The sequence below is a fragment of the Shewanella sp. genome (assembly GCF_041630135.1).
GTDB lineage: Bacteria > Pseudomonadota > Gammaproteobacteria > Enterobacterales > Shewanellaceae > Shewanella.
In genome coordinates, this window is sequence record NZ_JBFKLW010000111.1 from 1 (window position 1) to 4,213 (window position 4,213).

General features: G+C 48.7%; 4 protein-coding genes, 4 tRNA genes and 1 rRNA gene. 1 reads left to right on the forward strand and 8 read right to left on the reverse strand.

The window, feature by feature from the left end; translation table 11 throughout:
* The 5 genes from ABYK60_RS18235 to ABYK60_RS18255 all read right to left on the reverse strand — a co-directional run.
* The coding region (locus tag ABYK60_RS18235) for a GTP-binding protein (protein WP_372873416.1) at positions 1-189 on the reverse strand (189 nt) is incomplete at its 3' end.
* Positions 190-304: 115 nt separating this feature from the next.
* Positions 305-380, reverse strand: a tRNA-Thr gene (locus ABYK60_RS18240).
* Between the two features lie 13 nt (positions 381-393).
* Positions 394-467, reverse strand: a tRNA-Gly gene (locus ABYK60_RS18245).
* 24 nt (positions 468-491) lie between these two features.
* Positions 492-576 (reverse strand) — tRNA-Tyr (locus tag ABYK60_RS18250).
* 8 nt (positions 577-584) lie between these two features.
* Positions 585-660, reverse strand: a tRNA-Thr gene (locus tag ABYK60_RS18255).
* A 212-nt stretch (positions 661-872) separates the two neighbouring features.
* On the opposite strand from ABYK60_RS18255, the gene coaA reads away from it, so the two are divergent.
* Positions 873-1,820 (forward strand): type I pantothenate kinase, encoded by a 948-nt coding sequence (coaA, locus tag ABYK60_RS18260; RefSeq protein WP_372873417.1) that lies wholly within the window; start codon positions 873-875, stop codon positions 1,818-1,820.
* Between the two features lie 106 nt (positions 1,821-1,926).
* On the opposite strand, the gene birA is transcribed toward coaA, so the two are convergent.
* From birA to rrf, 3 genes are all read right to left on the reverse strand, one after another.
* Positions 1,927-2,880: a bifunctional biotin--[acetyl-CoA-carboxylase] ligase/biotin operon repressor BirA gene (gene birA, locus ABYK60_RS18265; RefSeq protein ID WP_372873418.1), complete on the reverse strand. Its 954-nt coding sequence runs from the start codon at positions 2,878-2,880 to the stop codon at positions 1,927-1,929.
* Between the two features lie 20 nt (positions 2,881-2,900).
* Positions 2,901-3,914, reverse strand: coding sequence for a UDP-N-acetylmuramate dehydrogenase (gene murB, locus ABYK60_RS18270; RefSeq protein WP_372873419.1), 1,014 nt, complete (start codon positions 3,912-3,914; stop codon positions 2,901-2,903).
* 165 nt (positions 3,915-4,079) lie between these two features.
* Positions 4,080-4,195 (reverse strand): 5S ribosomal RNA (gene rrf, locus ABYK60_RS18275).
* Positions 4,196-4,213: the final 18 nt, after the last annotated feature.

The window sequence follows — 4,213 nt, forward strand, 5'->3', positions numbered from 1 at the left end:
GATGGTAATACCGCGCTCACGCTCTTCTGGAGCGTTATCGATCTGAGAGAAGTCACGAGCCTCACCACCGTAGGTCTTGGTCAGTACGTGAGAGATAGCAGCAGTCAGAGTGGTTTTACCATGGTCAACGTGACCGATGGTACCCACGTTTACGTGGGGCTTGTTACGTTCAAATTTAGCTTTAGCCATGGTATTGCCTCAGTCCAAGATTCTTGGTGATGAAAACCTGCATACAGAAAAAATCCGATGCCAATCAATGGCACCGAACGTATATTTAGATAAAAGGCAGCATCTTAAGAGCAACTGGTGCTGATAGGCAGAATCGAACTGCCGACCTCATCCTTACCAAGGATGCGCTCTACCGACTGAGCTATATCAGCATCTCTTAATTTTTGGAGCGGGCAGCGGGAATCGAACCCGCGTTATCAGCTTGGAAGGCTGGAGTAATACCATTATACGATGCCCGCACAGGCTACCTAGTACCTAGAAAATGGTGGAGGGAGAAGGATTCGAACCTTCGAAGGCGGAGCCGTCAGATTTACAGTCTGATCCCTTTGGCCACTCGGGAACCCCTCCAATCAAAATGGTGCCGGCACCAAGAGTCGAACTCGGGACCTACTGATTACAAGTCAGTTGCTCTACCAACTGAGCTATGCCGGCGCTTCATTTCGGTAGCGGATATTAGGTAAATGTGGCTTGGGTTGCAATAGAAAAATCCAATTTCAGCCAAAAAAAGTGCCAAGCGGCGCTTTTTTGCACGCGTACCAAGGGCATACCCAACAAATTGCTTCAACAGGCTGACAATTGCCGTTGAACTATTGTTAATAGGCCATAGCTGTTGTACTGTGCGCTGCCTAAGGCGAGGAAATTGAATGATTAATAACCAAACTGCGCAGGCGCTTTATCATGATTTTGATCGAGAGCGCTGGGCGGAACTCAGGAACTCAGTTCCTTTGATGTTAGCAGAGGGCGATCTGGCCCGTTTGCGGGGTATTAATGAACGCATTTCTCTTTCCGAGGTTACTGACATCTATCTGCCACTCAGTCGGTTGCTGAATCTGATTGTAGGGACGCGCCAGCAACGTGGGGTGGTGCTGAATAAGTTCCTTGGCAATCGTCAACCCGACAGTCCTTACATTATCAGTATTGCCGGCAGTGTAGCTGTAGGTAAAAGTACCACCGCCCGTATTTTACAGGCGCTGCTGAAACAGTGGCCTGAGCATCCCAAAGTCGATTTAGTTACCACTGATGGTTTCCTGTTCCCACTCACAGAGCTGAAGCGCAAGGGACTACTGCAGCGTAAAGGCTTTCCCGAAAGCTATGACACTAAAATGCTGATTGATTTCGTGTCTTCGGTAAAATCAGGCCAGGAAAAAGTGGAAGCACCGCTGTATTCCCACATTATCTACGATCGCCTACCGGACACGAGGCAAGTCATCGAAAAGCCAGACATTCTGATACTGGAAGGTCTGAATGTGCTGCAAACCGGATTAGATTCCCCTGTTGATGTTCGTCGTCCTTTCGTATCCGATTTTGTGGATTTTTCTATTTATGTTGATGCAGATGAATCCCTGCTAAAGGCTTGGTATATAGAAAGGTTCCTGCAATTCCGAAGCGGAGCTTTTGCTGACGATAACTCCTATTTCCGACATTATGCCAATCTGGACGATAGCGCCGCAAAGGACACTGCCGCACAAATTTGGGATAGCATTAACGGCCCAAATTTGCGGATGAACATACAACCTACTCGTGAGCGAGCTCACTTGATTTTGCGGAAAGGCGAAGACCATCTGATGAATCAGGTACTGCTGCGAAAATAATCGCTGATTCATGCATGCCTTATGTATGCAAAGGCCAACTTTGGTGCAGATAACAGAGGCCTGCAATTCAGTCGGCATTGTCTTTTGTGGCCATAGCGCATGATTATCAGGCAGGACGTAAACTTATTTCCCCGCCGATAAAGCTTCTCAGCTCACCAGCCATCTCGAGCAACAAGGCACCCTGGGCATCGATTCCCCGGCAAATGCCAGTTTCCACTTTGTCGGCCATCAGCAAATTAACCGGTTTACCAATGAAAAGATCGGCCTGCTGCCAGCGTGGAATAAAAGCCGTCAACCCATCTTGCTCAAACAGGGTTAAATCTACCTGCAGTTGACGTTGCAGCTTTATCGAAAACTCGGTCTTGTCCGGCATGGTAACACCCTGCAGATCAGCCCAAGGTTGATCGATAGCTTCACCCTGTGCATCCGGCATGGCCATATTCACACCGATACCGATAATGAGTTCACAATTGCTGTCAGCCTGACCTTTCATCTCCACCAGAATACCGGCAAGTTTGCAACCATCGAGATAAACATCATTCGGCCATTTAAGGCCAATGTTATCTACCCCAAGATCAGCCAACACTTTTGCCAGCGAGCAACCCACCACCAGGCTTAAACCCATTGCTTTACTCATGCCTTCGGTTAAACGCCAAAACAACGAGAAATACAAATGGCTTCCATAAGGCGATACCCATTTACGACCCCGGCGCCCACGTCCGGCTGATTGATGTTCTGCAATGCACACATCACCGCTTTCAAGTTCATCGGAATGGGACAACATAAATCCATTGGTGCTGGGGATATCGTCAAAGTAAAAACAGCGCCGCTCTATACCTTGCTTAAGCCTGGACTCGTTAATCAGCGAAACCGGCGTCGCTAACTTGTAGCCCCTACCTTTAACGCTGTATATGCTCAGCCCAAGAGTCTCTAGCACGTCAATGTGTTTACTGATGGCGGCACGGGAAATGCCCAGCCGCTCTGCCAGCGCCTCACCGGATACAAACTCCTGCGTCGACAGCAAAGTAATAATGTCGCGTTTTCGTTGCCACTGTTCCATTTGCAACTCCCTGTTTGGGCTTATTCGGTTAAAAGTGAGTGCAGGCCAACCAAATTGGGTTCGGGTTCAAGCATCACTCCAAAGCGGTCGTGCACTTCAGTGATGACGTGTCTTGCAAGGTTGAGGATATCTGCGCCTGTTGCCGCACCAAAATTAACCAGTACCAACGCTTGCTTATCATGTACGCCGGCCTCACCCTGTCGATATCCTTTTAGTCCGGCTTTATCTATCAGCCAGCCTGCCGCCAATTTCATCCGGCCATCTTCCTGAGCGTAAGCCACAGCATCAGGATACTGCCTTACGATTGCAGCAAAGGTTACTGCGTCCACAATGGGGTTCTTGAAAAAGCTACCAGCGTTACCCAACTTGACGGGGTCGGGCAATTTCTCAGAACGCACAGCGATTACGCGCTCAAAGATCATCTCCGGTGTCACTGTATCTGTATTAAACTCTGCCAATGGGCCGTAGGTAAGCTTAGGCTGCCACATCTTAGGTAGTTTAAAACCAACCCGGGTAATAATAGCCTTACCTCTGAGCTGCTGTTTAAAAATGGAATCACGATAGCCAAACTTACACTCAATAGCTGTCATCCTTACAGTCACGCAATCTGGCAACGACAGATACTCAACCCACTCACAGACTTCCATCAGCTCAAGACCATAAGCACCGATGTTCTGGATTGGAGCGGCACCGACTGTGCCAGGGATAAGCGCAAGATTCTCAAGCCCTGGCATCTGCTGCTCAAGAGTCCAGCTGACAAACTGATGCCAATTTTCACCTGCTGCCACAGCCACATGCCAGGCATTGTTGCCTGCCGTTACTTCAATACCCTTATTTGCCATCTTAAGCACGGTAAGGTTTACATCAGATGTCAGTAATACATTACTGCCGCCACCCAGGATGAAATAACCACGGTCCTGCGCATCCAAGGTGCGGATCAGGTCAGGCAATTCTGTCGCATCGGTGACCTCGATAAGTTCAGCGCACTGATGATCGATGCCAAAGGTATTGTAAGACTTGAGAGAAACAGGCATTGCGCTTTCCTGCAAAAATAAAAAGCCATTGTAACCAAGGGCGGCGAATATCGCATTATTCGGAGGCAGAAACTGCCACCTCGTTCGGTTAACATGTTGAAAATTATATAGAAGCCAAAAAGCAAAAAGGCCACCCTTTCGGGTGGCCTTTTTGTCTTATTAGGCGTCTGGCAATGACCTACTCTCACATGGGGAGACCCCACACTACCATCGGCGCTGCTCCGTTTCACTACTGAGTTCGGAATGGGATCAGGTGGGACCAGAGCGCTATTGTCACCAGACAAATTTGTTAATTCGGA

Excerpts from the sequence above, each read along its gene's own strand:
- birA (WP_372873418.1), bottom strand. The coding sequence starts at position 2,880 with ATGGAACAGTGGCAACGAAAACGCGACATTATTACTTTGCTGTCGACG.
- coaA (WP_372873417.1), top strand. The coding sequence starts at position 873 with ATGATTAATAACCAAACTGCGCAGGCGCTTTATCATGATTTTGATCGA.
- murB (WP_372873419.1), bottom strand. The coding sequence starts at position 3,914 with ATGCCTGTTTCTCTCAAGTCTTACAATACCTTTGGCATCGATCATCAG.